The sequence below is a fragment of the Tardiphaga sp. 709 genome, from assembly GCF_032401055.1.
Lineage (GTDB): Bacteria > Pseudomonadota > Alphaproteobacteria > Rhizobiales > Xanthobacteraceae > Tardiphaga.
Genome location: NZ_CP135529.1, coordinates 262260 through 286506, shown reverse-complemented (window position 1 = coordinate 286506; position 24247 = coordinate 262260). Strand labels below are relative to the sequence as shown.

General features: G+C 62.2%; 29 protein-coding genes, 1 tRNA gene and 1 other RNA gene. 14 read left to right on the top strand and 17 right to left on the bottom strand.

Annotation, left to right across the window (positions count from 1 at the left end):
• Positions 1-80: 80 nt before the first annotated feature.
• The 3 genes from RSO67_RS01435 to RSO67_RS01425 all read left to right on the top strand — a co-directional run bounded on the left by RSO67_RS01435 (position 81) and on the right by RSO67_RS01425 (position 4634).
• Complete coding sequence (locus tag RSO67_RS01435; RefSeq protein ID WP_315844143.1) at positions 81-1898, top strand: TRAP transporter large permease subunit; 1818 nt, start codon at positions 81-83, stop codon at positions 1896-1898.
• Between the two features lie 121 nt (positions 1899-2019).
• Entirely contained in the window at positions 2020-3669 is a 1650-nt protein-coding gene (locus tag RSO67_RS01430) for an acyl-CoA synthetase (protein WP_315842028.1), read from the top strand.
• 278 nt (positions 3670-3947) lie between these two features.
• Positions 3948-4634: a hypothetical protein gene (locus RSO67_RS01425; RefSeq protein ID WP_315842027.1), complete on the top strand. Its 687-nt coding sequence runs from the start codon at positions 3948-3950 to the stop codon at positions 4632-4634.
• On the opposite strand, the gene RSO67_RS01420 is transcribed toward RSO67_RS01425, so the two are convergent.
• The 7 genes from RSO67_RS01420 to RSO67_RS01390 form a co-directional block, all read right to left on the bottom strand.
• A complete protein-coding gene (locus tag RSO67_RS01420) occupies positions 4615-5412 on the bottom strand; it encodes an MBL fold metallo-hydrolase (RefSeq protein WP_315842026.1) in 798 nt (265 codons plus the stop codon). The two genes, RSO67_RS01425 and RSO67_RS01420, sit on opposite strands and share 20 nt — an antisense overlap.
• A complete protein-coding gene (locus RSO67_RS01415) occupies positions 5409-6185 on the bottom strand; it encodes a TatD family hydrolase (RefSeq protein WP_315842025.1) in 777 nt (258 codons plus the stop codon). Before RSO67_RS01415 ends, RSO67_RS01420 begins: the two co-directional genes overlap by 4 nt.
• Before the next feature lie 9 nt (positions 6186-6194).
• Entirely contained in the window at positions 6195-7760 is a 1566-nt protein-coding gene (metG, locus tag RSO67_RS01410) for a methionine--tRNA ligase (protein WP_315842024.1), read from the bottom strand.
• A 72-nt stretch (positions 7761-7832) separates the two neighbouring features.
• On the bottom strand, positions 7833-8879 hold the full coding sequence (locus tag RSO67_RS01405; protein ID WP_315842023.1) for a DNA polymerase III subunit delta': 1047 nt from the start codon (positions 8877-8879) through the stop codon (positions 7833-7835).
• Positions 8876-9562, bottom strand: a complete 687-nt coding sequence (gene tmk, locus RSO67_RS01400) for a dTMP kinase (protein ID WP_315842022.1) — start codon at positions 9560-9562, stop codon at positions 8876-8878. Before tmk ends, RSO67_RS01405 begins: the two co-directional genes overlap by 4 nt.
• A 1-nt stretch (position 9563) precedes the next feature.
• Positions 9564-10823, bottom strand: a complete 1260-nt coding sequence (locus RSO67_RS01395) for a D-alanyl-D-alanine carboxypeptidase family protein (protein ID WP_315842021.1) — start codon at positions 10821-10823, stop codon at positions 9564-9566.
• A 120-nt stretch (positions 10824-10943) separates the two neighbouring features.
• Positions 10944-11879, bottom strand: coding sequence for a septal ring lytic transglycosylase RlpA family protein (locus RSO67_RS01390; RefSeq protein ID WP_315844142.1), 936 nt, complete (start codon positions 11877-11879; stop codon positions 10944-10946).
• A 339-nt stretch (positions 11880-12218) separates the two neighbouring features.
• Here RSO67_RS01390 and RSO67_RS01385 point away from each other — a divergent pair, with 339 nt between their 5' ends.
• Entirely contained in the window at positions 12219-12383 is a 165-nt protein-coding gene (locus tag RSO67_RS01385; protein WP_315842020.1) for a Flp family type IVb pilin, read from the top strand.
• Positions 12384-12458: 75 nt separating this feature from the next.
• Here the strand turns inward: RSO67_RS01385 and RSO67_RS01380 are convergent, their stop codons facing one another.
• A complete protein-coding gene (locus RSO67_RS01380) occupies positions 12459-12611 on the bottom strand; it encodes a hypothetical protein (RefSeq protein WP_158596799.1) in 153 nt (50 codons plus the stop codon).
• 201 nt (positions 12612-12812) lie between these two features.
• Between RSO67_RS01380 and RSO67_RS01375 the strand changes: the two genes are divergently transcribed.
• A complete protein-coding gene (locus RSO67_RS01375; protein WP_315842019.1) occupies positions 12813-13073 on the top strand; it encodes a hypothetical protein in 261 nt (86 codons plus the stop codon).
• Between the two features lie 380 nt (positions 13074-13453).
• On the top strand, positions 13454-13693 hold the full coding sequence (locus RSO67_RS01370) for a hypothetical protein (protein WP_120289751.1): 240 nt from the start codon (positions 13454-13456) through the stop codon (positions 13691-13693).
• Between the two features lie 82 nt (positions 13694-13775).
• On the opposite strand, the gene ssrA is transcribed toward RSO67_RS01370, so the two are convergent.
• Together ssrA and RSO67_RS01360 are read right to left on the bottom strand one after the other, a co-directional pair.
• Positions 13776-14128: a transfer-messenger RNA gene (gene ssrA / locus RSO67_RS01365) on the bottom strand.
• Between the two features lie 38 nt (positions 14129-14166).
• Positions 14167-14529, bottom strand: coding sequence for a hypothetical protein (locus RSO67_RS01360; RefSeq protein ID WP_315842018.1), 363 nt, complete (start codon positions 14527-14529; stop codon positions 14167-14169).
• Between the two features lie 167 nt (positions 14530-14696).
• Here RSO67_RS01360 and RSO67_RS01355 point away from each other — a divergent pair.
• Positions 14697-14786 (top strand) — tRNA-Ser (locus RSO67_RS01355).
• Between the two features lie 27 nt (positions 14787-14813).
• Positions 14814-15056, top strand: coding sequence for a hypothetical protein (locus RSO67_RS01350; RefSeq protein ID WP_315842017.1), 243 nt, complete (start codon positions 14814-14816; stop codon positions 15054-15056).
• 13 nt (positions 15057-15069) lie between these two features.
• Here the strand turns inward: RSO67_RS01350 and RSO67_RS01345 are convergent, their stop codons facing one another.
• Positions 15070-15660: a hypothetical protein gene (locus RSO67_RS01345; RefSeq protein ID WP_315842016.1), complete on the bottom strand. Its 591-nt coding sequence runs from the start codon at positions 15658-15660 to the stop codon at positions 15070-15072.
• A gap of 691 nt (positions 15661-16351) precedes the next feature.
• Between RSO67_RS01345 and RSO67_RS01340 the strand changes: the two genes are divergently transcribed.
• Both RSO67_RS01340 and RSO67_RS01335 read left to right on the top strand, forming a co-directional pair.
• Entirely contained in the window at positions 16352-16606 is a 255-nt protein-coding gene (locus RSO67_RS01340) for a hypothetical protein (protein WP_315842015.1), read from the top strand.
• A 167-nt stretch (positions 16607-16773) separates the two neighbouring features.
• Entirely contained in the window at positions 16774-17577 is an 804-nt protein-coding gene (locus tag RSO67_RS01335) for an outer membrane protein (protein WP_315842014.1), read from the top strand.
• A gap of 67 nt (positions 17578-17644) precedes the next feature.
• Here RSO67_RS01335 and RSO67_RS01330 read toward each other — a convergent pair whose 3' ends face one another.
• On the bottom strand, positions 17645-17869 hold the full coding sequence (locus RSO67_RS01330) for a hypothetical protein (RefSeq protein ID WP_068731744.1): 225 nt from the start codon (positions 17867-17869) through the stop codon (positions 17645-17647).
• A 201-nt stretch (positions 17870-18070) separates the two neighbouring features.
• On the opposite strand from RSO67_RS01330, the gene RSO67_RS01325 reads away from it, so the two are divergent.
• Positions 18071-18259 carry a hypothetical protein gene (locus RSO67_RS01325; protein WP_089264349.1) on the top strand — a complete coding sequence of 63 codons (189 nt, stop codon included), beginning with the start codon at positions 18071-18073 and terminating at the stop codon, positions 18257-18259.
• Between the two features lie 8 nt (positions 18260-18267).
• Here RSO67_RS01325 and RSO67_RS01320 read toward each other — a convergent pair whose 3' ends face one another.
• Complete coding sequence (locus RSO67_RS01320; protein WP_315842013.1) at positions 18268-18498, bottom strand: hypothetical protein; 231 nt, start codon at positions 18496-18498, stop codon at positions 18268-18270.
• A gap of 335 nt (positions 18499-18833) precedes the next feature.
• Here RSO67_RS01320 and RSO67_RS01315 point away from each other — a divergent pair, with 335 nt between their 5' ends.
• Positions 18834-19658 carry a LysR family transcriptional regulator gene (locus RSO67_RS01315; protein ID WP_315842012.1) on the top strand — a complete coding sequence of 275 codons (825 nt, stop codon included), beginning with the start codon at positions 18834-18836 and terminating at the stop codon, positions 19656-19658.
• 8 nt (positions 19659-19666) lie between these two features.
• Here the strand turns inward: RSO67_RS01315 and RSO67_RS01310 are convergent, their stop codons facing one another.
• The 4 genes from RSO67_RS01310 to RSO67_RS01295 all read right to left on the bottom strand — a co-directional run bounded on the left by RSO67_RS01310 (position 19667) and on the right by RSO67_RS01295 (position 21501).
• Complete coding sequence (locus RSO67_RS01310) at positions 19667-19975, bottom strand: DUF930 domain-containing protein (RefSeq protein WP_315842011.1); 309 nt, start codon at positions 19973-19975, stop codon at positions 19667-19669.
• A 203-nt stretch (positions 19976-20178) separates the two neighbouring features.
• A complete protein-coding gene (locus RSO67_RS01305) occupies positions 20179-20436 on the bottom strand; it encodes a hypothetical protein (protein WP_315842010.1) in 258 nt (85 codons plus the stop codon).
• Between the two features lie 82 nt (positions 20437-20518).
• Complete coding sequence (locus RSO67_RS01300) at positions 20519-20743, bottom strand: hypothetical protein (RefSeq protein ID WP_315842009.1); 225 nt, start codon at positions 20741-20743, stop codon at positions 20519-20521.
• A gap of 65 nt (positions 20744-20808) precedes the next feature.
• Complete coding sequence (locus RSO67_RS01295; RefSeq protein ID WP_410001795.1) at positions 20809-21501, bottom strand: Spy/CpxP family protein refolding chaperone; 693 nt, start codon at positions 21499-21501, stop codon at positions 20809-20811.
• 193 nt (positions 21502-21694) lie between these two features.
• Here RSO67_RS01295 and RSO67_RS01290 point away from each other — a divergent pair, with 193 nt between their 5' ends.
• A complete protein-coding gene (locus RSO67_RS01290; RefSeq protein ID WP_315842008.1) occupies positions 21695-22684 on the top strand; it encodes a hydroxyacid dehydrogenase in 990 nt (329 codons plus the stop codon).
• A 70-nt stretch (positions 22685-22754) separates the two neighbouring features.
• Positions 22755-24179, top strand: a complete 1425-nt coding sequence (locus RSO67_RS01285) for an amidase (RefSeq protein WP_315842007.1) — start codon at positions 22755-22757, stop codon at positions 24177-24179.
• The last annotated feature ends 68 nt before the right edge of the window (positions 24180-24247 follow it).

Genomic DNA, 24247 nt, shown 5'->3' with positions numbered 1-24247 from the left:
ACTATGGCCGTGCATGACATCTCCGCCCTCGAAAGCGGGGCGTCCAGCGTGGAGGGGGCCCCCTCTCCCGCCGCGACGCCATCCTGACATCCATCGACCGCACCCTCGGCCATCTCGTCGAGATTCCCGCGGCGCTGCTGGTGGTGGCGGAGGTGATCATCCTGTTCATCGGCGTGGTGGCCCGTTACGGCTTCCACCGTCCACTGATCTGGTCGGACGAACTGTCCTCGATCCTGTTCCTGTGGCTCGCCATGCTCGGCTCCGCCGTTGCGTTCCGGCGCGGCGAACACATGCGGATGACCGCGCTGGTGGCGTCGGCCGGTCCGCGGATGTGGGCGTTTCTCGACGTCGTCGGGACCTGTGCGGCGCTCGCATTCCTGTTGATGATCGTCGCTCCGTCCTTCGAATACGCTTATGAAGAGAGCTACATCACGACGCCGGCACTGCAGATCGCCAACAGCTTCCGCGCGGCCGCGCTGCCGGTCGGCATCTCGCTGATGATCGTGTTCGCGCTACTGCGGTTGCTGCGCTACGGCCAGGTCCGCACCGTGCTGACCGCGCTTGGCACCGTGGTGGCGATCATCGGCCTGTTCTGGCTCGCCGAGCCGCTGCTGCGCACGCTCGGCAATCTCAACCTGATCATCTTCTTCGTCGGCGTCGTGGCGCTCTGCGTGTTCGCCGGCGTGCCCATTGCCTTCGGTTTTGGCCTCGCGATCTTCGGCTATATGGCGCTGACCACGCGCACGCCGATGATGGTGCTGGTCGGCCGCATGGACGAGGGCATGAGCCACCTCATTCTGCTGTCCGTGCCGCTGTTCGTGTTCCTGGGCCTGCTGATCGAGATGACCGGCATGGCGCGCGCCATGGTGGCGTTCCTCGCCAGCCTGCTCGGCCATGTCCGCGGGGGCCTGCATTACGTGCTGATCGGCGCGATGTATCTCGTCTCCGGCATTTCCGGTTCCAAGGCCGCCGACATGGCGGCGGTAGCGCCGGTGCTGTTCCCGGAAATGAAGGCGCGTGGCGCCAAGCCGGGCGATCTTGTCGCCCTGCTCTCGGCAACCGGCGCGCAGACCGAAACCATTCCGCCGAGCCTGGTGCTGATCACCATCGGCTCGGTCACTGGCGTGTCGATCTCGGCGCTGTTCACCGGCGGCTTGCTGCCGGGTGTGGTGCTCGCAATCACGCTGGGCGTGCTGGTGTGGTGGCGCTATCGCGGCGAGGATCTGAGCCACGTGAAGCGGGCGTCCGGGCGCGACATCTTCAAGGCCTTCATCATTTCGGTGCCAGCCATCGCACTGCCCTTCGTGATCCGCGCTGCCGTGGTCGAGGGTGTGGCCACTGCCACGGAAGTCTCCACCATTGGCATCGTCTATGCCGTGCTGGCCGGCCTTCTCATCTATCGCCAGTTCGACTGGAGCCGGCTGAAGCCGATGCTGGTCGATACGGCCTGCCTCTCCGGTGCGATCCTGCTGATCATTGGAACTGCGACCGGCATGGCCTGGGGCCTCACCCAGTCCGGCTTCTCGCGCTCGCTGGCCGCCGCCATGACGGGCCTGCCGGGCGGCGGCGCGACCTTCATCGCGGTCTCCATCGTGGCCTTTGTCATCCTTGGCAGCGTACTGGAAGGCATCCCCGCCATCGTGCTGTTCGGCCCGCTCCTGTTCCCAATCGCCAGGCTGGTCGGCGTCCATGAGGTCCACTATGCGATGGTCGTCATCCTCGCCATGGGCATCGGATTGTTCGCGCCGCCCTTCGGCGTCGGCTATTATGCCGCCTGCGCCATCGGCCGTGTTGATCCCGCGGAAGGCATCCGGCCGATCCTCGGCTATCTGCTGGCACTGCTGATCGGCCTGATCATCGTGGCAATCTTCCCATGGATATCGATCGGATTCCTTTAAGATACAATCTTTCAGAATGTTATCGCCATTACCTTGCGTGACTTTAGAAGATCGTTCCGGTGATAAAGTGATAGGTGAGATGCTTCATTCAACTCACTGACTAAAATAAAAGAGTCTCAAAATGATCCCAGATCAGGGCGTTTATAGCGTCGGCCTCGACCAGACTCCGGCCAACTTCGTGCCGCTGTCGCCGCTGAGTTTTCTCAGGCGCAGCGCGGCGGTCTACCCGGACCTCACCAGCACGGTCTATGAGGGCCGCCGTTTCACCTGGGCACAGACCTATGAGCGCTGCCGGCGCTTCGCCTCGTTCCTGACCGGCCGGGGCATCGGACGCGGCGACACCGTCGCGGCAATGCTGCCGAACCTGCCGGCGATGAACGAAGCACACTTCGCGGTGCCCATGGCCGGTGCCGTCCTCAACGCCCTGAACATCCGGCTCGACGCTGCGGCCATCGCGTTCCAGCTCGACCATGGCGGCGCCAGACTGCTGCTGGTCGATCCGGAATTCTCCGGCGTAATCACCGAGGCCCTCGGCCTCATGACCGGACCGAAGCCGACCGTGATCGATGTCGACGACGCCTCCTTCGCCGGCGGTCAGCGGATCGGCGAACTCGAATATGAAGCTGCCCTCGCCGAAGGCAGCCCCGATTTCACCAGCGCCTTCCCGCTCGATGAATGGGACGCCATCGCGCTCGGCTACACCTCGGGCACAACGGGCAATCCGAAGGGCGTGGTGACCCATCATCGCGGCGCCTATCTGAACGCGGTCTCCAACATTCTCGCCGCCGGTCTCGGCCAGCACCCGGTCTATCTCTGGACCCTGCCGATGTTCCACTGCAACGGCTGGTGCTTCCCCTGGACCGTGGCGGCGAGCGCCGGCGTCAATGTCTGCCTGCGCAAGGTCGACCCGACCAAGATCTTCGCGTTGATGCGCGAGCACGGCGTCACTCACATGTCCGGCGCGCCGATCGTCTACAACACGCTGATCAATGCGCCGGATGCGCCGGTCTATTCTGGCGGGCCTCTCGTGCAGGGCTCGATCGCCGGCGCGCCGCCGCCGATGGCGGTTTTGTCCGGCGCCGAGAAAATCGGCATCAAGCTGACCCACGTCTATGGCCTGACCGAAGTCTACGGCCCCGCCTCGGTCTGCGCCGAGCAGCCCGGCTGGGACGCCCTGCCCGCCGACGAGCGCGCCAACCTGAAGCGCCGCCAGGGCGTGCCTTATCACCTGCAGGAAGCCGTCACGGTGATCGATCCCGAGACCATGCAGGAAGTGCCGCGCGACGGCGAAACCATCGGCGAGGTCATGTTCCGCGGCAATATCGTGATGAAGGGCTATCTGAAGAACGAGAAGGCCACCAAGGAGGCGTTTGAAGGCGGCTGGTTCCACACCGGTGATCTCGGTGTGCTCGACGCCGCCGGCTACGTCACCATCAAGGACCGCTCGAAGGACATCATCATCTCCGGCGGCGAGAACATCTCGTCGGTGGAAGTCGAGGACGTGCTCTACAAACACCCGGCTGTGCTGTTCGCCGCCGTGGTCGCCAAGCCCGATGCCAAATGGGGCGAAGTGCCCTGTGCTTTCGTGGAGCTGAAGACGAATGCCGAGGCAACGGAAGCCGACATCATCGCGTTCTGCCGCGCGCAGATGCCCGGCTTCAAGACGCCGAAAGCGGTGGTATTCGGCGTGATCCCGAAGACGTCGACGGGCAAAATTCAGAAATTCATGCTGCGGGATCGGGTGAAGTCGACGGCGTCGTTTAGTTCGTAACAAAACGCCGTCATGCCCGGCGAATGCCGGGTATCCACGCCTTGGCCGTAAACGAAGAAAGACGTGGATGGCCGGGACAAGCCCGGCCATGACGAAGCATTGGGTGCGATGTGTAGCCCCACTCTACCAGCCGTATCCCGTCATCCGGCAGGATCACGGGATATACGGCATCCAGAAAGCCAAGAACGCAAATAGACTAGATTGCTGCGCTCGTAATGACGACTGATAGGATGGAGCGAAGCACACCAGGCCAAGTCCTTCATTCCGGAGCGCCATCCATGACGCAGAACTTCGCCGCAATTGTCCTTGGCGGCACCGGCCAAGTCGGTGGTGCAGCCGTCGCGGAGCTGCTGGCAGTTCCCGAATGCCGTGAAGTGGTGATGATCACCAGAAAGCCCGTCGCCGCGCGATCGCGGCTGCGCAACGTCGTTCTCGATACTGGCGCTGCTGACTTTGCTGAGCGCACCGCCGCCCTTGCCTGTGAAGTTTTAAGCCAGGGTCCGGTCAGCGCCGTGAGCTGTGTGGGTGTCGGCTCCGGCTCGATGCGATGGAGCGAAGAGGAACTGAAACAACTTGAACTCGGCGTCGTCGGTGCCTTTGCGCGTGGCTGCCGTGACGCCGGAATCGCGCAGTTTTGCCTGCTGTCTGCGGTAGGGAGCACAGCCCAAAGCCGGTTTCGCTATGTCCGCGTCATGGGCATGAAGGAAGACAATCTGCGCAAGGTCGGTTTCGCCCGCCTCGCCATCTTTCGCCCCGGCATTATCGTCGGCAACGCCCATACTCCGGCATGGGTGGAGTGGCTGGGACAACTCGTGCCGGGCCGGTTCGGCAATGTCGATCAGCGTGACATCGGCCGTTCTATCGCTGTCGAGATCGCCCTGCATCACCGCGAGACCGGCGTCGTGATCCTTGGGAACGCCGCCATGAAAGCGCTCGCCGCGCAGGCTATTCCACCGTCAGCCTGATCCCGTCATAGGCGGGGACCACACCCTCCGGCAGGATCGCCTTTACCGCCTCGTAATCCACATCCGCCGTCATATTGGTGATCACCGTCCGCTTCGGCTTGAAGCGGTCGCGCCAGCGCAGCGCATCACTGATGCTGAAATGGCTGGGATGCTGCGTATAGCGGAGCCCATCGACGATCCAGAGATCGAGACCCTCGAGCGCCGGCCAGCTCTCTTCCGGGATGTCGTTGAGATCGGGCGTATAGGCGGTGTTGTCGATGCGGTAGCCGAGCGCCGGGATATTGCCATGCTGGACCAGGAACGGTGTCAGCGTCAGGTCGCCGCCCTTCCCCGTGATGGTTTGGCTCTCGCCGGCCTCGATGCTGAGGCGATCGAGGATCGGCGGATAGTCGCTGCCAGGAGGCGACTGAAAGCAGTAGCCGAAGCGCAGCATGATATCCGTCGCCGTGGAGGCGTTCATATAGACCGGGATACGCTTGCGACGCTTCAGCACCACTGAGCGGAGGTCGTCCATGCCGTGGGTCTGGTCCGCATGCTCATGCGTCAGGAACACCGCATCGATATCATCGACATCGGCGTCGATGAGCTGCTCGCGCAGGTCCGGCGAGGTGTCGATCACCACACGCGTGACGCCCTCGGGCCCGATCCGCTCCGCCATCATCGAACAACGACGGCGACGGTTTTTTGGATTGGCGGGATCGCAGGCGCCCCAGCCCAGCGCCGGGCGCGGCACGCCCGCCGAGGATCCCGAGCCGAGAATGGTGAGCACCAGCGTCATGCCGGCGCCTTGCTGAACAGGCGGAAGAAGTTCTCTGTGGTCTGCCGCGACAGTTCTTCGAGTGACACGCCTCGCGTTTCCGCAAGCACCTTCGCCGTCTCGACCACATAAGATGGCTCGTTGCGCTTGCCGCGCCATTTGCCGGGCGCCAGATACGGCGCGTCGGTTTCGACCATGATGCGGTCAGCGGGAAGCTCAGCCGCGAGATCGCGCAGCTCCTGTGACTTCTTGAAGGTGATGATGCCGGTGAAGGAGATCGACAGACCCATGTCGATGGCCTTCATCGCCAGCTCCCGTCCGCCGGTGTAGCAATGCAGCACGGCCTTGAACGCGCCCTTCGCCATCTCGTCTGCGAGAATGGCGCCGCACTGTTCATCCGCTTCGCGGGTATGGATCACCAGCGGCAATCCGGTCGCGCGGGCGGCGGCGATATGGGCGCGAAAGCCGCGCTCCTGCGCGCCTGATGAGCCGTGCTCGTAGAAGTTATCAAGACCGGCTTCGCCGAGCGCGATGACTTTGGGATGTTTGGTCAGTTCGATCAGCTCATCCGCGGAGATACCGTCTTCCTCGTCGGCATTGTGCGGATGGGTGCCGACCGAGCAATAAACGTTCGGGAAGCGCTCCGCGATCGCGAGCAACGCCGGCAGGCGCCGCACACGCGTCGAGATGGTCACGAGCTTGCCGACGCCAGCGGCTTCGGCACGCGCGACGATGCCGTCGAGGTCTTCGGCGAAGTCGGGGAAATCGAGATGGCAGTGACTATCGACCAGCATTGCGTCAACTCAGCTCGCAGCCGGCGGCTCGACATAGCGTGGGAACACGCCGGTGGGTGTCGGCAGTTGCGTCCCGGACTTGATGCGGGTCGCGATTGCCGTGAAGTCGCGCTCGCTTTCGGGGATGCCGAGCACGTCGAGCAGCTTGGCGCAAGACGCCGGCATCACCGGCTGCGCCAGGATCGCGACCTGCCGCACGACTTCGGCAGTCACGTAGAGTACCGTGGCCTGCTTCTTCGGATCGGTCTTGGCCAACGCCCATGGCGCCTCACCCGCGAAATAGCGGTTAGCTTCGGCAACCACGGCCCAGACCGCATTCAGCGCCTGATGGATCTGCTGCGTCGCCATGGCGCTACGCGCGAGCTCCAGCATGCCGTCGGCCTGCGCCAGGATGGCCTTGTCGTTATCGCTGAAGTCGCCGGGCTCGGGCAGCACGCCGCCATACTGCTTGGCGATCATCGACAGCGAGCGCTGCGCAAGATTGCCGAGATCGTTGGCGAGGTCGGCATTGGTCCGATTGACGATGGCTTCGTGATTGTAGCTGCCGTCCTGCCCGAACGAGACTTCGCGCATGAAGAAATAGCGCATCTGATCGACGCCATATTGCTGGGCCATGCCGATCGGATCGACCACGTTGCCGACCGACTTCGACATCTTCTCACCACGGTTGAGAAGAAATCCATGACTGAAGACGCGATGCGGAACTGCGACCCCTGCAGCCATCAGGAATGCAGGCCAATACACCGCGTGAAAGCGAACGATATCCTTGCCGATCACATGCAGGTTCGCAGGCCAATAGCGCTTGAAGCTGTCGCCATCGACATCCGGATAGCCGGCTGCCGTGATGTAGTTGGTGAGCGCATCGATCCAGACATACATCACATGGCCGGGCGCACCCGGCACCTTGATGCCCCAGTCGAACGTGGTCCGCGAAATCGACAGATCCTGCAGACCGCCTTTGACGAAACTCGTCACTTCGTTCAGGCGCTCGCGCGGCAACACGAAGTCCGGAACGCGCGCGTATAGATCGAGCAGCTTGTCCTGGTAGGCGGACAGACGGAAGAAATAGGTTTCCTCCTCGGTCCACTCGACCGGTGAGCCGAGTGGCTCACGCCGGACACCATCGTCGCCGAGCGTTGTTTCCGCTTCGTCGAAATAGGCTTCCTGGCGAACCGAGTACCAGCCCGCATATTTGTCGAGATAGATAGCGCCGGCTTTCTCCAGAGCGACCCACAGCGCCTGGGAGGCGCGCTCGTGACGCGGCTCCGTCGTGCGAATGTAGTCGTCATAGGAAATGTTGAGCGCGGTATCCATCTCGCGAAAACGCGCAGAATTCCGGTCGGCAAGTTCGAGTGGTGTCAGGCCTTCCTTGACGGCGGTCTGCTGCATCTTCAGACCATGCTCATCCGTTCCGGTCAGGAAACGAACGTCGTAACCGTCGAGCCTCTGAAAGCGGGCAATCGTATCGGTCGCCATGACCGTATAGGCATGACCGATATGCGGCACGCCATTGGGATAGAAGATCGGCGTTGTCAGAAAATACGCCGGTCGGGTTGCATCGGTTGCAGATGTCATGGCTGACTTTACGGACCTTGAATAAGACGATCTTGGTGAAGCGCGGATCGGCTGAAACCAGTCTCGCAGCGATCAGCGCGTTGCTTCCGCGAGCAGTCCAAACACCGAGAAAACCAGCGGTTTTCGCTCGAGATTGTAGGATTCGGTCTCGCGCGCGGCTCGGTTGATCTTTTCCCATACCTCCGCCAGCCGCGCAAGGCGGGGCAGATTGGCGTTGGCATTGGCATCGTCGGCCCGCATGCGCTCGCCGATCCAGCGGTCGACACTGTCGACAAAGGCGCCGAGCGCGACACGGTCACTGGTCCCCAGCGCATCACCCAGCGCATGCAGCTCGCGTGGATCGACATGGGGCAGCGTATTCAGCAGCGAGGCGGTGCGCTGGTGCAGTTTCAGCGCACCGCCGCCGAGCAGATTGAGAGCACGGGAAACACTACCCTCTGAGGCTTCCGCGACCTCTTTGAGCAAGGGATCGCTGGTTTCGATCTCGGCGGCCTGCGACGTGGCGCGGGTAACGTCGGCGACGGAAAGCGGACGCAGCGCCAGCTTGCGACAGCGCGACTGGATGGTCGGCAACACGCGCGCCTGCGCATGTGTCACCAGCAGGAACAGCGAGCGCAACGGCGGCTCTTCAAGCACCTTCAGCAGCGCGTTGGCAGCATTGGCGTTCAGCTCATCGACGGTGTCGACGATGCAGACGCGCCAGCCGTCGACAGCGGCGGTCGAGCCGAAGAACGACACGGTTTGCCGGGTCTCATCGACGGTGATGACCGTGCGCATCACGCCCTTGTCGTTGAGCGAGCGTTCCAGCGTCAACAAACCGCCATGGGACTCGGCGGCGACCTGGCGCACGATCGGATGCAAGGGATCGAGACCGAGCGATGTTGCGGATTGCACTTGCGGTGATGCGGGATCGCGATGCGCCAGTACGAAACGCGCCATGCGATAGGCCAAAGTCGCCTTGCCGATGCCCTGCGGGCCGCCGATCAGCCAGGCATGCGGAATGCGACCGCCGCGATAGGCATTGAGCAGCGTGGCCTCGGCATCCTGATGACCGAACAGCGCGGTCGTCTCGCGCGGATGCGGAACCGAGATCGTTTGCTCGGATGACTTTGCGCTCATGCCGAAGTGACCTCGTGGTTCGACGGCGTCAGAAGGCGTCGGCGCAACACGCCCCAGATATTGTTCGATACGATCTTGGGATCCGCATTGGCGTCGATCAGCACGCAGCGTTGCGGTTCATCGGCTGCGATCTGCCGGAACGCGTCACGCAGCCCCTGATGAAAGGCGATGCCCTCGGCCTCGAACCTGTCGGGCACATCATTGCCACGCCGCGCTGCTGCGCGCCGCATGCCGATCGACACCGGGATATCGAGAATGACGGTAAGATCCGGTTTGAGCCGCCCGATGGTGACACGCTCCATCGCATTGAGCAGTTCCGGCGAGACATGCCCGAGCCGGCCCTGATAGGCCCGCGTCGAATCCGAGAAGCGGTCGCACAGCACCCAGATGCCCTGCTCCAGCGCCGGCGCAATCACCGCATGGACATGGTCGTCACGCGCGGCGGCAAACAGCAGCGTCTCGGCTTCGGGGCCGAGCAGTTTGCCCATGCCCGACAGCACCACATGACGGATGATCTCGGCACCGGGCGAACCGCCGGGCTCGCGGGTGACGATGACGCGCTTGCCTTCGGCCTCCAGCCGATCGGCCAGAATCTTGATCTGCGTTGATTTGCCGGCGCCCTCGCCGCCCTCAAAACTGACGAAGCGGCCGCGCGGCGGCGATGTCGTGTGCGTATCCGCCATCTCAGAGCTTCTCGGCGCCGGCGCGGAACAGCCCGATCACCAGTTCACCGGCGCCATCGACCGCGCGCCGCATGGTCGATCCGGTGCCGACGGCAGCCGCCGTATAGAGCGGCGTCTCGACAGCGATATTGGCGCCGCGCCAGACCTTGATCACGCCGACCGGTTGACCGGGCTCGATGGGTGCACGCACAGGGCCCTTGTAGAAGACGCGGGCGATCAGCTTGTCGCTGCCGTTCTTCTGCACCATCACCTTGACCGGCTCTTTGGCCGAGAGCGCGACCGAACGGCTCTCGCCGCCGAACACCTTGGCGAAACCGACGGTCTGGTCTGCCGCAAACAGCGTGCGCGCCTCGAAATTCTTGAAACCCCATTCCAGCAGCTTCTTCGCTTCAGTCGCGCGATCGTCCGGATCGTCCAGACCGTTGATCACCACGATCAGCCGCATGCCGTCGCGGATGGCCGAGCCGACCATGCCGTAGCCGCCATCCTTGGTGTAGCCGGTCTTGAAACCGTCAGCGCCGTCCAGCGTCGCCAGCAACGGATTGCGGTTCTGCTGACGGATCTTGTTCCAGGTGAATTCGCGCTCGCCGAACAGCTTGTAGAATTCAGGATAGGTGCGGACGATGTGGCGGGCGAGAACGCCGAGCTCGCGCACCGTCATCTTGTTGCCGGGGTCCGGCAGGCCATTGGAATTGGCGAAGTTGGATTTCGGCATGCCCAGCACACGCGCCCGTGCCGTCATCTTCTCGGCAAAGGCCGCCTCGCCGCCTGCAATGCCCTCCGCCAGGATCATGCAAGAGTCGTTGCCGCTCTGGATGATGGCCCCGCGCAAGAGATCGGCGACCGGCACACGGCTGTTGATCGCGGCGAACATGGTCGATGCGCCGGCCGGCGCGCCGCCCTTGCGCCAGGAATTCTCGCTGACGCGGTATTCGTCCGTGAGCTTGATATCACCGCGGGTCAGCGCGTCGAACACCAGTTCGACGGTCATCAGCTTCATCATGCTGGAGGGCGCGCGGAGCTCGTCGGCATTCTTCTCGAACAGCACGCTGCCGGAGCCGGCCTCGATCAGGATCGCGGTCGGCGCATCGGTGTCGTAACCGCCGTCCTCGACGACCTTCTTGGCGCCCTGCACGCTCTGGTTCGCAGCCTGCGCTGTTGGGCCGAAGGCGACGCCAAACGTCACCAGGGCAGCCAGAAGCGTCCGCCAGCTCCGCGCGGCGAATTGCGGTCGTTTCAAGGGGATGGAGCCAGATGCCATGTGCTGTCCTGAGTGCTCAGGTCTTAACAGGATCACCGATGGCAAACAACGCGAAGGTGCAACGCAGATCAGGACGCCATGCTGCGCCCGTCTGGTGTCTGTCGTGAACGACGAACCGGTTTAGTAGAGACCGCGGCCGGACAGGATCGCCTGGGCGCCGCGCGCATCGACCGTGCCGTCATCCGGCTCGGCAGGCGCAGCATAAGCGGCGTTGCTCTCATATGACACCGCGCGATGGTTCTCGGTCATCCGCGGCGCCGATGCCGTGCGCATGCGACTGGACGCCGACATTTCCGACGTCGAACGGATCGACGCCATATCGGCCGAGGTATTGCCGAGCGAATACGGGCGGCCCTCCGGCAGAGGAATATCGCGGGAGACGACGCGACCACCCTGCATGTCGGGCACGAAGGAGCGCGCCGAGGCGACACGCACCAGCGACGGCGACGGTGCCGGCTCACCGGTGCGCAGCGTGGCAACGAGCTGGCGATCGTCCGACCCTTCCAGCGGCGCGCGGCCGACATATTCGACGCGGACCTTGGCGGTGCCGTTGCCTTTGAATTCGAGCAGTTCGGCGGCCTTGTTCGAGACGTCGATCAGGCGGTTGCCGTGATACGGGCCGCGATCGTTGACGCGAACGATCAGCGACTTGCCGTTATAGACGTTGGTTACGCGGGCATAGCTCGGGATCGGCAGCGTCGGATGGGCCGCGGTGAGCGAGGCCATGTCGAACACTTCGCCATTGGCGGTCAGACGGCCATGGAACGCGTCGCCATACCAGGAGGCGATGCCCTCAGCGCGGTAATTGATGTTTTCTTCCGGCACATAGAGCTTGCCGGCGACGGTGTAGGGCTTGCCGACACGGTAGGTGCCGCCGCCCTTGGGAACCGGCTCGCCCATCCCGACGACCCGAGGACTGCTCGAGACGCCATATTTCGGATCGAGGCGGCTGAAGCTGGTGGTGGAGGAGGAACAATTAGCCAGCGCCAGACAGGCGCTGATGGCCGCTGCTGCCTGAACAGCCTGGCCGAGTCGGTTTGACCCACGAATCCCCATACGCCCCAATACCATTCCAGCGGCCGCCTGCCCATCTCCGGGCATCCCCACGGCCACAATCCCCGATGCGACCCACTTCCGCATCAAGTGGTGAATATATCGCAGCCGGATCGCGGCGAAAATGGGGAGAGCCCCGGTATGGTAAACAGAGGATGTCGTATTTTGGCCCGTACAACGGGTGATCATCTCGCGCTGCACACACAGCGCGTAAGGGTTTGCGCCGTCCGGTGAAATGCCACCGTAACTGCGTCTAACGACTTCCGGAAAAAGCTATTTTTTCGGGATCGGCGCGTACGTATTTACCCCGGATTCAGACGGAGCCTATAGCGTCCGTTCACTATGAAAAACATGATTAAGCGATTTATCGCAGACGAATCCGGCGCTACGGCCATCGAATATGGACTGATCGCTGCCGGCATTGCCCTGGCCATCATTGCCGTCATCAACGGCATGGGTACCAAGCTCAATGGCAAGTTCACGTCGATCAACTCGTCACTGAAGTGACGACCTGACGATCCATCATCACTCCCCGCGCCGCCACGGCGCGCGGAGTTCTCCCTCAAGTTACGTCTCGCACGATCAATCGTACCACTCGCGGCGGATATACGGGCCGTACAGCACGTCCTGACGCCAGCGATAGACCTGCACCAGCAGGCCGCCGACACCGGCAACAACACTCAGCAACAACAAGGTCTCGATCACCACAAAGCCCCCGGCATTCTCGTTGGGCACAGCAATACGTGATGATTTTTAAGATCCCCGCTGCGGTTTGTTTTGAATTTGCGGCCCGCCGCTAACGGAGATTAATTTCCGCAACTCGCTCCCCCGTCCGTTTCAACTATTTGTTAGTTGAACGATCACGCACGATCTTGATCTGATAGCAGAACGCGCCGACGCGATTCCTGGCGGGATTCTTGCGGCAGGATTTTGGGGATGGAGATGGACGTTTCAAGGACGGACTGCGGCGGGATCACCGGTGCGGGAGAGTACAGGTTTCGCGATGGCCACCTGATCGTGACGCTTTACCAGATCGCCATCTGGGCCGAATATCCCCAAGCGATCTTTACCGCCGTCACATCGCGCTTCCGCAACAGCATGAAGCTATATGTGCTCGCGTCGTGGCGCCTGCCGAATGCAGCGCCGAGTGATCAGCCACCTGCTCCCGCTAATGGGGAAGGAATGTCGCTGCATTGATCACGGCGACGACTGCGAAAGCCATCACCCATAGCGGCCAGGCGGACGCCTGCGCCCGCGGGCGGAACTGTCGGGGAACGCCGAAATTGCGGGCCATTGCCTGCTCCATTGCATCGACCGAACGACACTGAATGTGAGCATGCATTCTGTTAAAATTGCGTCGTGGCTTCGGCTATAATTTGTGCGTCCAGGGCAAGCATAGCCTCGGCGCGCGACGCTTCGTGGTGACGCGAGTGAGCTGGCAACCAAGCGGGGCACCATCGCATCGTGACGATGGATAGCTACCGACTATCAGACGCACATGCTGCCGGTAAGGTTGATTGGTTAGGTTAAACCGGTAATTGCATTGACCGCATCTGCAGCCTTGCTCAATTGCCGGCATGATCGACGATGACGACAGCTATGAGTTGAATGACCAGGGCATCCGGGTGCTGATCGGGCTGACCGTGGAAGAGACTGCGGAATTCACCCGCCTTGACGGCACCATCGGTCACGGCCGCCCGCCTGGGATCTCACTCGAACAATGGGCCCATGCCGAAGACCGGCGCTGGCTCGAGCTCTATCAGAAACACGAAAATGCGCGGCAGCCGTTCCTACAGACCGGCAAGACCAGGCACTGAGCGCACGGAAGCGCCATTCTCCGACACCGTAAACTAAAAGCACTCTGCAAATTAAAAGCCGCGCCAACCCGAAGGTTGACGCGGCCATGGCCGTTCTGTTGCAAGGTGGACCTACCCCGAACGGTTACGCCGCGAGGCGCACTTCGTTCATGCGAACGTTATCGTTTGCATTTAGGTTTTGACCCGATAACGGCGGTATCATGCCGAGCACAATTCACAACTTCTTCGCGGCCATCGATCCTATTTCGCCCCCGCCTGAGCAGCCCGTGCATTTCACCGTCCGGCGAAATCGACCTCACCTGGATGAGATCGCGAGCTGCTGAGGTGGAGGCGCCGGGTACTGCCCCCGGGTCTGCCCGCAGTCCATTGAGAGGTTCAGCGCCATCGTCTTGCGACGAACCAGATATAGGCGCGATCTCAGGCGAAATCTAGGCTCGGTCCGCCCTGCATTCCGGGCGGAATGCCGCTGGCCGCTAGCCCTTCTTGGCGGAACTCTTTTTGGTGGCGGTCTTTTTGGCGGCGCCCTTGGCCGCCTCTGCCTTGGCCGGCTTTTCTTTAGGTGCCTTGATCTTTGCAGGTCTGGCTTCGGCAACCGGAGCTTCGACCGGCGCCACGTCCGCAGCCTGAGGCCCTGAACCCTGCGTCTCGACCGCCACAACCTCGACAGCCGGCTTCCCGGCAGGCTTCGCGGCAGCCACCTTCTTCGCCGCAGGCGCGGGCTTGCTCTCCGCGGGCGCGGCGGCCTTGCCGACCTCCTTGATCAGCCGCTGCGCGGCTTCAAATTTGGCCTCGCGCATCGCACGCAAGGCGTCGGCGCGCGGTGTCGGGTTTGCCATGTCGGTCTCCGTCCTCAGAATCGTCAGGCTTTGCTTAGCACGCCCGGCGCCCGGCACCGACCGGCCCAAGGGAATCCCCGTGCCGATGATTTCAGCCCCGGACAGCCGCCCCGGCGCAATCCTCTCTTTCCCTCGGCAGGCCGCTTTGCTAAGCGCTGTCCCACGACGGAAGGGTGGCCGAGTGGTTTAAGGCAGCGGTCTTGAAAACCGCCGTGCCTGCAAGGGTACCGTGGGTTCGAATCCCACCCCTTCCGCCATTTGCCGCATCATCCTCGTCGGACGACATGATCGATCAATCCGAGCCAACGACGCCCGCTGAAACACTCGGCGCTCTCAAGCCGCCGCGCTGCGCGATGTGCCGGGCGCGAATGACATTGTTGCGTAGTGAGCCCGATGCCGGTGGTGGCGACAAATGCACCTTCACCTGCCCCAAATGCGAATTCGTGAAAACCAAGGTCGTCGGCGGGCCGCCCGATCTCAGCCGCCATCGTCCGCCCAAAAAAACGCGACGGCCCCAGACGCGTTAGGCCGCTTCAGGGATCACCGCGGCGGCAGTGCCGCCGCCGGGAGCGGAGCGCCGCCGACCGAGATGGCACCGGCGGGACGATCGGCGGGTCGCTTGCGCGGCGCCGTGGGTGCCGGGCGCGCGGCCACTGGCACAGCCGGAGCTGCCGCCATGGGCGCTGGCGCCACAGCGGCTGGAGCCGGAGCTGCGAGAACGCCCCTGCCCTGCAGCGTGTCGATCTTGGCGGTTAGTCCAACGACCTGGGTCGTGAGGCCCTGGATCTGATCGGACAGGCGCTTCAACTCTGTCTGCTGTGCCGTCAGCAGTTCGGTAGCAGCCTGGATCGAGCTTCCGGTCTGCTGCTGGAACGCCGCGAAATCAGTCGCGCTGACGCCGCCCTCCGCCGCGCTGGCCAACACCGGGGCGCTATCTCTGGGGCCAGTGCTTCCTGTCACGGCCTGTGCCATGTCGGTCAGTGCGTCGTGGTAGTTCAGCCAGAGATATCCACCGCCGCCAGCGAGTATCAACAGCACGGCGACAACTCCGAACGGGCCGAACGACCTGCGCTTGCGCAGCGGCACAGGGGGCGGCCCGACATTGATCTCGTTATTGAACGTATCGGCCACTGGAGATCCTCACTTGCGACGTCCGATCCTGCGGCTCGGGGAGCGAGACAACCGGCGCGATTCCTTGAAGCGTATGTAAGCAAAAAATCCACTGAGGTGAACTGCTGCGACTCGGTCATCCCCCATGTCGCCTCATCATGCCCGCGCAGATACGCCTTCAGCGCCCTTTAACCCTGCGCCGGGCTGGCGTCGCCTCGCCGGCGCCGCATTGTCATCGCCGTTGCGCCGCGATCACTCCGCGCAACCGCGTAAAATGTTGCAACGACGCATCACTACAGCTCCGAATGAAAAGCCGACCGCGAATCTCTTTGACTGTGCGGCCCCCCGTGCCGTCTGTAGTTCGCGGGGGAATAAGGACCACCACGATGATTGAGACCGTCACTGCACTCTTCGGATTTCTCAGCGCCGGCATTCTGGCCGCTCACGCCTATGACGGTTACCGCGCCCGCTTCTAAGCGCGCGACGATTTCGCGGCACCGCCGCTCAGCCATCTCGCAACTCAGCTAGTTGGTGCGCCTGCAGCCACTGCGCTGCTCTGATCGAGATATTCGGCTTCGATGAAAGCTGTCTCCGACGAAACAAGACTGAAACACGATTCTCCAGAACCGCTTTGAACGCGCCCGACGAGGGTAGCGACTGATGGGCAGGGACACAGCAAAGCGCTCGCGCGCCCACCCAATGGAGAAGATCTATGTTTCGCAAAGTAACCCTCGGACTGATCGCTGCAGTCTCGCTCGGTGCAGCCGCCCTCGCCCCCAGCGCTGCATCGGCCCACGGCTGGCATGTCGGTGGCTGGCACGGCGGATGGGGTGGCTACGGTCACCACGCCTTCTATGGCGGGCCCACCTTCTATGTCGGCGGCCTGACCGATGGCTGCCTGCAGCGCCGCGTGGTGGAAACCCGCCGTGGGCCGCGCGTCCGGACCGTCAACGTCTGCGCCTACTGATCACATCAAGTTACGGAAAGCCCGGCCGCCCAACGGCCGGGCTTTTTGCTGCCGTACTCAGGTATTGTTCTGCTTCTGTTGCCCACCGGTGACAGCCAAGGTCAGCGTTTCCAGCTAAAGCTTGTGTCGAATTCGCTCAATATCTTCAGAGCGATGGAAGGTCCTGGATGCGAACCCTTTGGCTGGCCGCGATCATCGCAGCGTCGGGCGCGGTGAATGCCGCTGCTGCCGACCTGCAGTCGCGCGTCTGGACCAAGACGCCCGCGACGACTGAAGCAGGCTATAGCTGGGGCGGCTGGTATGTCGGCGGCAATGCCGGCGGTTCCTGGGGCCAGAGCAACGTCGCCAACGCTTTCGTCAACGGCACCGCCCCGATCGCAAACCAGCAGGCGATTGCGGCTGCCTCGCCGCGGCTCAATCCCGATGGCTTCACCGGCGGTGGTCAGGTCGGCTACAATCATCAGGTGGACCGCTGGCTGTTCGGCGTCGAGGCCGACGCGAACTATTTCGGCCTGAAGCAGTCGCGCGGTTTCACCGCGCCGTTCCCGGCCGGCGGTTCGTTCACCACCACAAATTCCATAACGAGTGATTGGCTGGTCACGCTGCGCCCGCGCGTTGGTTACACGGTCGATCGTACGCTTTTCTACGCAACCGGCGGCCTCGCGCTCACCGAGTTGAATTTCGCATCCTCGCTCACCGACACGACTGGCCAGAACGAAACCGCGTCACTGTCAAAGACCGTGGCAGGTTGGACCATCGGCGCCGGTATCGAACACGCGTTCACCAAAAATTGGTCGGCGAAGGTCGAATATCTCCATACCGATTTCGGCAAGCAATCGGTCTCGGCGCCGACCTTCACCGGACCAGGCGCTGCAACCGGTATCATTGCCCACGATATCGACCTGAAGACCAATACGGTACGCGGCGGACTGAACTATCATTTCGGCGGCCCGTCGGTCGCGCGCTACTGATCGCTGCAGAACCCATCCAAACAAAAAGCCCTCGCTAGCGAGGGCTTTTTGTTTGGATGTACGCCGGTCAGCCGGTCATCGCCAAAACGCGGCTTTCGACCGGATACGGCTCCACGGTGATCGTCCAGCGCAGTGGCCAGCAGGTCAGATCCGGACGAACGGCGTGCACATAGCCGTTGACGAAAACGCTGTCGGCATCGTCGCTGAATCGCTCATCGATCAACTCGCCATGAAGATGCGCCATCCGGCAACGGCGCATCTGCGCGTATTTCGTCGTTTCGTATTTGGCCAAATCGGGCCTCCCCAACGTCGCAATATCCCCATCGGGAACTCTGGGCGACTCGCGGTTAACAAAGCCTCAAGCGGATCCGCGACGGTATCGGGCTGGAGTGCGCGTATCAAAAATGCGCAAAGCCCCCGACTTTCGTCGATTCGATTCACGGCTGCTTCAAGAATGCAGAACAGTGTGGCGCCAATATTATTGGAGCGTCCCATGTTCATGATCGCGAGCATTCTGACGGTCGCTGCCGGTGTGTTTTACGCAGCGAGTATCAACAACAGCGGATGGGCGATGCAGGTGTGCCGCTACGGCGACATATTCTGCATGAACCCGTCATGGCTTGTCATAGCCGCCGTCCTCTCCATCATCTGGGCGTTCTTTTTGCGCGTCGACCGACTGTAGTCGTTCGATCAGCAGACGACCTGGTCCGCAACGAGTTCAGCGGGCTTGAGGTTTTGCCGGCGCGGCGCCAAACGCAGCGATTTCGACGCGGCACAATGTGGACAGCCAAAGGTGCGAATTTCACCGCCCTCGTCGTCCGACTCGATCTTGATCAAATAAACTTGGGTCCTGCAGCCCGAACATTTCAGATGTTCGGTGCGAATGTTATCGTTCAGATGAACTCTGCGGGTGCCGGGCATCTGCAGTCTCCGAAAACCGATGACAGCTTGCCCAGCCTATCGCGTTTTCACGCGTGCCGAGCTCCGAAACAGACAACCTGTAATTGCTTAAAAGAAACCCCACGCCCCTAAGGAATCGGCGGCGTATTGGACTACCTTGTTCCAACCTTATTATCCAGATTTCCCCAAGCCTATATACGTCTTTTCATGGAACTTGGAACTAATCCAAGTCTTTGATTGCAGTCCGGCGGTACACAACTGTAAATTTTGACGACTGCCCATTTCTACGACTCGGACGTGTCGCAATGCACAAGCGATATCAGCCGCTCAATATCCCCATCGAGATCGTCCGCACCGTGGTGGCGATCGCGGAAACCGGCAGCCTGACCAAGGCAGCCGAACGGCTGGGCCTGAGCCAGCCTGCCGTCAGTTCCCAGATCAAGCGCATTCAGGCCATGGTGGGAGGCAACCTCTTCACCAAAACGGTCAACGGCACGACCGCTACCCAGCTCGGCAAGCTGGTGCTGCATCAGGCGAGACGGATTCTGGAAGCCAACGACCAGATGTTACGGATTGGCGGCGTGGCCAATCTTCCGCAACCGATCCGGTTTGGATTGAGCACACTGTTCGTGCGGGATTTCTTCAGCCATCAGACCTCCCAAAGCCTGGCCGATCTGGTCATTCACACTGACAACTCGGTAGGCATCACCAAAGGCCTGATCGACGGCTATATCGATATCGCCTACATTCTCGAAAATCCGGAAATGAGCAGCGAGATAGCGCACCTGATCGTCAACGAGGCCGATGAGGAGTTCGTGTGGGTGCGTGCAAAGGACTTCGTCCTCAGTTCGGGCGCGCCGATCCCCATCCTGACATGGCCGGGCGACGATCTGATGATCCGGGCCCTGACGCGCCACGGTCTGTCCTACAAGATCGTATTCAACAGTCCCGACTATCACGCCAAGTTGGCAGCTGTGGAAAGCGGCATCGGCATCACCGCGATCCCGAAGCGGATGATTCCGCCTACACTTGTCTGGGCGCAGGAATATTATCTGCCGCACCTGCCGCCCGTCAAAGCGTTGCTGTGCGCGCGCTCCAACCTGGAAACAATGCAGAGCACGGAATTGCTCAACGAGATTTCGTCACGCTTTTTCAAATCGCCGGCCATGGTGAACCTGTAGTTCGGCAGTCAGCGTGGCACGAGATAGTGTTCGTCCCATTCGCTACGCGGCACCTCAGTGCCGAGCTGATAGGCAAAGGATTTGATGTCGAGCCCGTCAGGACTGGTCTCGCAGACATAGGACAGTCTGTACCATTTGCCCCCACTGCGGACGGCACCGCCCGGCGCTTTAATCTCGTTGCCTCGAATGACAGGATCGGCAAACGCGTAGGCAACGAACTCGTCCGGCTTGTATCCCTTGTGCTCGCGGCCCACGGAGCCCATCGCACGCGCATCGCAACGCTGCTCCAGACGGGTTTCCGGCGACAGTTTGAGCATCTGATCGGTCCGGGACGACGCTGCATGTACGGAAGATTGGGCAGCGATGCTGATAAGGGCAGCAACTGCGAACACTAGTTTTCTCATTGCCTTAGGCCAATTACCTTATTTGACTTGCGAGGATTTTGTGGCGCGAACCTACCATGTTCGCACGTGCAAAAAACCCCGCTCGTGTTACCGGCGGGGTTCCAAATTCGGGATCGTCAGCCGATCCGTTTGAACGTCAGCAGCTGATGAAATTCCGAGGGCGAGAACCGGCGGCCGCTAAGACCTGAGATACTCACCCGCCAACCCGCATCGTTCAGCGTGCGGGCTTGCGCGACGGCGACGTCCGGAATGATCCGATGCGTCACCATGCTCTGGTCATTGCGCGTCGCGTGGATGGTGAAGATATCGCCTCGCCGCGAAGCCGCAGGGATATCGGCTGCTTCAAGATCGCTGTCAGAGAACACGGTCGCCAACGCCAGCCTCCATCATCACCAGTCAAAGCCCGATGTGATTGTGCAGCGCACGTGGTTAATCAATCGTTACGACGGTGCGCGGTCAGGATTTGAAAACACCCGTGATCTTGTTCCAGAGCGATGAGTTACCCTCGTCGTTATCATGTTTCGACCGGTCAGGCTGCGTCACGCTCACAGGATCCGAAGCCGGGAAACTGTCTTTCAGGCCGGTCTTGAGTTCTTCAGACGTCTTGCGATCGGCGCGCGCTGCTTCCTTCACGCCAACGGCATATTTGTCGTGGGGTGCGGGATCGAATTTCTCAGCCATGATCGTCTCCTTCATCTGATGAAGGAAAAACGTCCCCGTGGCCAAGAGGTTCCTCTCTGCGGCGATTAGTCGAGACCGCGCTCGCGGCTGAGGCCGACCATCTCCTGAATGAACAGCGCCTTCTGCTTGTCATCCAGCGTGGCGAATAGCGGCTCCGCGGCATCGGCAACGGCGCGCTGATCAACCGCACGGTCGTTGAGGAACTGGGCCTCGTTGCGCATCTGCTCGATGATGTCATCCGGCGGATCGCGCTTGGCGCGGGCAATACGCAGTTTCAGGCGCTCCGCACCGTTATTGCCGAGCGTATGCATGGCGTTGCTAAAACCGGCCCAGTTCTTTTCCTGCTCCGGCGTCAGGTTGAGCGACGTCTTGATACGGCTAGTGTTGGCGTCGCTACTCGCGACGATCTGCTCGGCGGTCAGTTCCGGCTCCGCCGCGGGTTGAGCGCCCTTCTTGCCCTTCTTGGCCGCCTTGGTTTGTTTGGCACCCGACTGCCCGCCCACGGGACCGCGAACATTGCTGTTCGAAGGCACACCCAGGACACCGCCGACAACGCCCACGACTCCGCCGATCGCCCCGCCGAGAACGCCACCGATCGGCCCAGCCGCACGATTGCCGCTTCTTGCACCCTGCTGCACGCCCTGCACCAGCCCCTGCGCGTGGACCGCTGCCGAATTTCCGAGCAGCAGAACGGCGGCAACGCACAGCGCGCGGCGCAGCGGTTGATGCGGGCGCTTGCGCAAATTCATTTTCGTCATCACCGTCTCCCTCAGCGCAATTTCGCGGCGCAGCAAATCACTTGCGATCATCAGCAACCATAGTGGCTTCGACACGGCCAAGTCCACACGCCGCGTCTTCGCCAATGGTAGACCTCATCGAGCCAAGCCTGTTAGATAACGCCCGCGGCCATTGGCAGGTCCGCAACAACGTAGAATGTTTCAAGGGGTGGAAATGGCGACCAACAAGAAGAAACTTCTGATCACCGAGTCGATGTCGACCCAGGGAATGGACCTCTTCAACGCACGCGATGACATCGAAGTGGTCAAGTTCAGCAATCTGATTTCCGCTGCCGATTACATCAAGCTGATCGAGCAACACGCACCGGTGCACGGCACCGCACTCGGCGCCACGCGGTTCGGCGAGCCCGAACTCGAAGCCTGCATGGACATGAAAGTGGTGGCGCGCATCGGCGTCGGCTACGACGCGGTCGACGTGCCGGCGCTGTCCAAGCGCAAGGTGCCGCTGATGATCGCTGGCACCGCCAACTCACCCTCGGTTGCGGAACAGGCGCTGTTCATGATGCTGACGCTCGCCAAGCGCGCAGTCGAACTGCACGCCATGGTCAAGGAGGGCAAATGGGCGTCGCGCTTCGGAGCGCTGCCGTTCGACCTGTTCGGCAAGACTGTGCTGGTGGTCGGCTTCGGCCGTATCGGCACCCGCACCGCCAAGCGCTGCCAGGCGATGGAAATGAACGTGCTGGTCTATGACCCCTATGTCTCGGCCGATACAATCAAGGCTGCCGGCTGCGAGCCTGTCAGCGATCTCGACGCGGCCCTGCCCCGTGCCGACTTTGTCAGCCTGCATTGCCCGAAGACTCCGGAGACGACCGGCCTGTTCAACGCTGCGCGGATCGCCCGCATGAAGCCGTCGGCCTATCTCATCAACACCGCGCGTGGCGGCATCATCGTCGAGGCCGCGCTGCATGATGCCCTGGTCTCGGGCAAGCTCGCCGGTGCCGGCCTCGACGTGTTCGAAGCCGAACCGCCGCCGCTCGGTCACGCGCTGTTCGAACTGCCGAACGTGATCATCGCGCCGCATGTCGCCGGCGTGACTCGCGAGGCACTCGACCGCATGGGCGCGCAGACCGCGCGCAACATGCTGAGCGTGCTCGACGGCGAGCCGATCAAGCAGAATGCCGTCAACGCGGACGTGTTCGGCTGAACCGGCGATTGCTGGCGCGGATGATTGATCCGCGCTAGCACTGTCGCAGCCCTCACCAGAGTACCCCGCGATGGCATTCAAGGAATACGGCGATCACGACGCGCTTGGCCTTGCCGGGCTGGTGCGCAGCAAGCAGGTCAGCCCGCGCGAACTGCTCGATGAGGCGGTGGCGCGCACCGAGCGCGTCAATCCCCGGATCAACGCTGTCGTGGTGCGCCATGAGGACTATGCGCAGCGCCAGATCGACAGGGGCTTGCCCGACGGACCGTTCACCGGCGTGCCATTCCTGCTGAAAGATCTCGAACTCCTCGACGGCACGCGCACGACCTTCGGGGCCAGTCTCTACAAGGACTTCGTCGCCGATCACAACACGACCCTTGCCCAGCGCTTCCTCAATGCCGGCCTCACGATGTTCGGGAAAAGCGCAAGCCCCGAATTCGGATTGATGCCGACGACGGAATGCCGGCTGCACGGACCGACGCGCAATCCGTGGAATCCCGATCATGCATCGGGCGGCTCGTCCGGCGGCGCGGCCGCTGCCGTGGCTGCACGGATCCTGCCGGTCGCCCATGCCAGCGATGGCGGCGGTTCGATCCGTATTCCAGCCTCGGCCTGCGGCGTGTTTGGTCTGAAGCCGACCCGCGCTCGCAATCCGACGGGTCCTGACAAGGCCGAAGGCTGGGGCGGCTTTTCCTGCGGCCACGTCGTGAGCATCAGCGTACGCGACAGCGCGGCGATGCTCGATGCCGTTCACGGGCCGGAGCTGACGAGCCCCTATTGGGCACCGCCGCTGGAGCGCCCCTTCCTCGATGAAGTCAGCCGTGGTCCCGGCAGGCTGCGCATCTTCTTCACCGACAAGTCGCCCTATGGCGACGCGATCGATCCCGAGGTCGCCGCTGCCGTCCGCGATGTCGCGAGGTTGCTCGCAGCACAGGGTCATCATGTCGAAGAACGCGCGCCGGTGCTGCCGCTCGACCCTGCGCAAGTGATTGCGGCAATCGTGTCGGCCAATACGGCGGTTACCGTGCAGTTCGCGGAGAAGAAGTTCGGCCGCCCGATGACCTCGGATGATTTCGAGAAACTCACACTCGGCAGCGCGCACAATGCCCGCAAGGCAAGCGCAGTCGACTACGTGACAGCATTGCAGAACGCATTCCAGATCTCCCGCAGCGTCACCGAATTCTTTGCCGGCTGCGACATTTTCCTGTCGCCGACGCTGTGCACGCCACCGATCAGGATCGGCGAGATCGATACGATGTCGGACGATCTCGGCCATGTGGCGCCTTTGCTGCGCCGCTACATGCCAGGCACCAGCATGGCCAATATGACCGGTCAGCCGTCCATGTCGGTGCCCCTGGCCTGGAGCGGCAAAGGCCTGCCGATCGGTATGATGTTCACGGCGCATTTCGGCGACGAGGCCATGCTGTTCCGTCTGGCCGGGCAACTCGAGCAGATCCGACCCTGGAAAGACAGGCGTCCCCCGATCTCTGCCTAAAAACAGCCACAGCGATTACCAAAATGAAACCACAGCCGATTACATATCGGCCTATGTGGACGTTGCGT